Source organism: Bacillus songklensis, from assembly GCF_042649685.1.
In the GTDB taxonomy this organism is placed as follows: domain Bacteria; phylum Bacillota; class Bacilli; order Bacillales; family Bacillaceae_H; genus Bacillus_BA; species Bacillus_BA songklensis.
Genome location: NZ_JBHRZT010000021.1, coordinates 1 through 4,334, shown reverse-complemented (window position 1 = coordinate 4,334; position 4,334 = coordinate 1). Strand labels below are relative to the sequence as shown.

Here is a 4,334-nt window from a genome sequence, read left to right as displayed (position 1 = left end):
GTACCTACAGTACAACTTGAGTTTCCGTAATCTTGTGGAAATGATGGAGGAACGAGGCTTATCGATGGCTCACACGACAATTATGCGTTGGGTTCATCAGTATAGTCCTGAATTAGACAAGCGACTTCGTCGTCATCTAAAACGTACAAATGATTCATGGAGAGTGGACGAAACGTATATCAAAGTAAAAGGTCAATGGACGTATCTGTATCGTGCAGTGGATTCCGAAGGAAATACCCTTGACTTTTACTTAAGCAAAACAAGAGACCAAAAGGCTGCAAAGTGCTTCTTCAAGAAAGCTTTGCGGTCTTTTCATGTTTCTAAGCCTCGTGTCATAACCGTCGATAAAAATCCAGCGTATCCTGTAGCCATTCAACAGCTAAAAGATGAGCAAAAGATGCCTGAAGGCATCCAAATGAGATAAGTGAAATATCTCAATAATATCGTAGAACAAGATCATCGTTTCATTAAGAAAAGAGTACGCTCCATGCTGGGATTCAAAACGTATGAAACTGCTACTTCAATAGTACGTGGCATTGAAGCCGTGCATATGATGAAAAAAGGGCAAGTTCACCAAGGGGTGAGGTCTGCCCAAAATCGAAAAGAATTCATTGATAAACTGTTTGGCATCGCATCATAATCCGTAAGTTAGCAGGAAATTCATGCCCTATGTTTTTTTGAAATCATCTTTGCACCAGAACCCCTTTATGTGTATCTAAAAAAGGAAAACTGTTAAAGCACTCAACTATGAGTGCTTTTTTTATGTATGGACAAATTAAATATATAAGATATCACGGGATCCATCCCGCAATTTCTAAAAGAGTTAAAGAGATTTCGATCATAATGAGTATGACGACAATCCATTCCACAAACAGTCCTCGGATAGAGTGGCTAATAGTGGAAAAACCGTCAATTATGTTATACAAAGTTTCCGTTTTGCTTTTCAAAATTATATGCCGATCATTCAATTCAAAAAAATTCAACATTCTGTCGTAAAATTCGTTGGCATTACTGTTCGTCCAGGTGATATCAGGCTTATCCAAAATCATGATATAAGCTAGGGTGTTATAGTCGTGACGTAGAATTTTAGCGGTTGTTCTTGCCAGTTCTTTATCCCCTATTCTTAGCTTTCCTTTTTCAAGGCGATCAATCATGTTTTCGAGCCTGTCTTGAATGGCACCTAATTGTTCCTCTGTTTTCTCAAGTGCTACCGATTTTGCGAGGACAGTAGAAATTAATTCAGGATAAAAAACCTCATATTCGGGTACAATTACATATTCATCGGTCAGTTCAAGATTTGCAGTTCCACTGATATGAAGGCTATAATCGTCCGTATACCTACGTACGCTATGAAGGTCAATTTCAGGCTCAAAAGATTGAAGGTAGCTAAAAAACACATTCATCTCATTATCATCCGAGTGATTAATAAAGACGACACTTCCAAAGGAAAAAACGAGCACACTCTTCGTTTCCTCCACTTCTTTACCTAGAATGGATTGAAGGATGCCATTTTTCAGTATTAAAGGTTCTTCCCAGGTGAATTTTTTGGGGATACCGCATTGTTGAGCGATTCTGTTTAAATCAATTTCATTTGTGATTGCAAATGCTCTAAGAGAAAATTCCTCCATTTTTATTACTCCTTTCACAGATTGTTCATTCTTTCATTTAATTCCATTTTTTTTAATAAATCAATATAATTATTTAACATTTTATATGAAAGTACGTAAACCACTGTAAGAGTTGAAGGAGCTGCCATTTTTGGCGGCTTTTCTTATAGAAGTATAGTTGAAGGATAATTTCAATCGAGTAGAGGGAAAATAAGTTGATTTATTTTCGCCCCTCTTACAACACCGTACGTACGGATCCGTATACGGCGTTTCAATTTATATTACAGTGTGTACTTTTAGGTAGTGTTCTAAAGCAGAAGGTATTCCTCTCTGCTTTAGTCTTTTGTTTGAAATGGCTCTTTGAACAACCTTCGATAATCCAATATATCGGTAGCCTTTTCGACAGAAGGTTAATCCTTTCGCTTCTTCCTCCGGAATCCCTAGTTGAATTAGCGATTTGATTTGTTTCCTAGGTACCTTCCATTGCTTCCAGATGATTGCCCTGATTCTTGAGCGTAGCTTCTTATCTATTCGTTTCGTCGCTTCTTTCATGTTTGCGATTCTGAAGTAATTTACCCACCCGAATATAACTTGTTTTAGTTTCAAAATTCGGTAGTCTAACGGAACACTCCAGTTTCGCTTTGTCAGTTGTCGAAGCTTTCTTTGAAATTTCTGTACTGAAATTGGGTGTGGTTTTACTTGATATCTCTTATTTTTAGAATCGTAATAATATCCAAATCCTAAGAATTTCAAATCTTTTGGGCGAGAGACTTTACTCTTTTCTGCATTGACTATCAACCCTAATTTCTCTTCTATAAATCTCACGATTGATTTCATCACCCTGTTCGCTGCTTTCTCGCTCTTCACAAAGATAAGAGCGTCATCAGCGTATCTCACAAATTGGAGTCCTCTACTTTCTAGTTCCTTATCCAGTTCGTTCAACATAATATTACTCAACAGAGGGCTGAGGTTGCCTCCTTGCGGGGTCCCGACTGGTGTTTCTTCATATTTCCCATTCACCATAACCCCACTGACTAAGTACTTTCTTATTAGAGAAATGACGTCTCCATCATTTATTGTGTTAGATATGATTCGCATGAGTTTATCGTGGTGAACTGTATCGAAGAATCTTTCAAGGTCAATGTCCACTACCCAATCGTGTCCATCATTCAGAAATTCCAAGCTTTTTATAATTGCCATCTCACAACTTCTCTTTGGTCTAAAGCCATAATTGAATTCACTGAACTGCTTTTCAAATATCGGACTGAGTATTTGGTGAATGGCTTGTTGAACTACTCTATCCACTACTGTTGGTATTCCCAATTTGCGCATCTTTCCATTCTCTTTTGGGATTTCCACTCTTAAGGCAGCTTGTGGTTGGTATTTTCTTGTTCTGATGCGCTGACGCAGTTCATCTTTGTTCTCTTTCAGATATTACTTTAGTTCGTCGACTGTTACTCCATCGACTCCACTTGCACCTTTATTTTTATAGACACGCAAGTAGGCTTCATTCATATTTTGATTACTTAGAATCTGTTCTAAAAGTTCCACACTCGTTTCTCCTTTCCTCTCACGTAGTAAGTGATAGCCCCAGTTTTGGTTCTCCTTTGAGATACGCTCATATTTTCACCATTAACACATTCGGAGTACGTCACTTACGCATTCGTGGCGTTGAAACACTATAAATTGTTCGGCCCTTCATGATTTAATTTCATTACTATGGCTTCTGCTGACTTCTTGCGACTAACCTTTTCCGACTGTACTCCTGTACATCCGCAAGACCTCCCAGGGTAAGACAACTACCTTTCCTCTTTTACTCGCCTGATTTACTCTACAAAGTTACGCACATCTTATTGGACTTTGACTTGTTATGGAGCCTCATCCCTTTATAGAGCCTTAGTATCAGATTTCTGTTCGTCGAGCCAAGATTTTATTCCACGCTTCCTCCAGCCCTTACCTCACGATAAGTACCTTGCGCTTCCTTAGTGGTTGGTTGATGTGTACCCCCACAGTGGACTTTCACCACCTAGATAGTTGCCATGCCTGGCACACATAAAAAAAGCAAGGTTAACCCTGCTACATACTCCCAAATATTTTCTTCCTTCAACCCATATCACTCTTTTAGCACAATGAAAAGAGGAGTTGCCATAGCAAATCTTCTTCCCAAACTCTTGCCATCCGTTAGCGAAATAAGGACTAGTTATAAGATAAGTAATCTAATAATAATTTTCGTACTTTTTCAAAATTCATATACTCTTCATAAAACGTTGGATAATCTGCCATCTTTTCTTCCATAAAGCGATATTGATGAAAAATATCAAAGAAAGATAAATGAAGCCAATCTATCTGACCTTGGGGAATTCTTTTTGAACGTCCTCTCAGAACATAAATTAAACTTCCATCAATATTCATCCAATAACTATTCAAATCACCCGTTAAACAATCCTCTTCGGAAAGTTCCTTATTGAAATCATCTTGTATTTTGTCAGTATCATCATAAGGAAAGGGGTTATATAAGGTTTTCTCCAACATTTTCAATTGTTCATAAATACGCACTTTATCTATGTTAAACACCACCAAATAAAGTTATCTTGACCATATTTCATTTTACCACCCTTTCTTCAACTGAACTGCCCCTTTAGTTGAAGAAGAAAGAGTTTGCCACAGCAATCTCCATTCTCCAACTATTTCTTCTGATAGTCTAATACGAAAAAACAGAAAAAGCAG

At 37.8% G+C, this 4,334-nt stretch carries 2 protein-coding genes and 2 pseudogenes; 1 reads left to right on the top strand and 3 read right to left on the bottom strand.

What is annotated here, in order from left to right; translation table 11 throughout:
- A pseudogene (locus ACFOU2_RS07060) lies at nucleotides 1–640 on the top strand (IS6 family transposase); the annotation flags it as partial.
- 151 nt (nucleotides 641–791) lie between these two features.
- Here the strand turns inward: ACFOU2_RS07060 and ACFOU2_RS07055 are convergent.
- From ACFOU2_RS07055 to ACFOU2_RS07045, 3 genes and pseudogenes are all read right to left on the bottom strand, one after another.
- Entirely contained in the window at nucleotides 792–1,628 is an 837-nt protein-coding gene (locus ACFOU2_RS07055) for an RMD1 family protein (RefSeq protein ID WP_377913645.1), read from the bottom strand.
- Nucleotides 1,629–1,883: 255 nt separating this feature from the next.
- A pseudogene (gene ltrA, locus ACFOU2_RS07050) lies at nucleotides 1,884–3,158 on the bottom strand (group II intron reverse transcriptase/maturase).
- Between the two features lie 645 nt (nucleotides 3,159–3,803).
- Nucleotides 3,804–4,184, bottom strand: coding sequence for a YxiJ family protein (locus ACFOU2_RS07045; protein ID WP_377913647.1), 381 nt, complete (start codon nucleotides 4,182–4,184; stop codon nucleotides 3,804–3,806).
- Nucleotides 4,185–4,334 lie beyond the last annotated feature (150 nt).

Coding starts and splice junctions, on each gene's coding strand:
- ACFOU2_RS07055 (WP_377913645.1), bottom strand. CDS start 1,628: ATGGAGGAATTTTCTCTTAGAGCATTTGCAATCACAAATGAAATTGAT.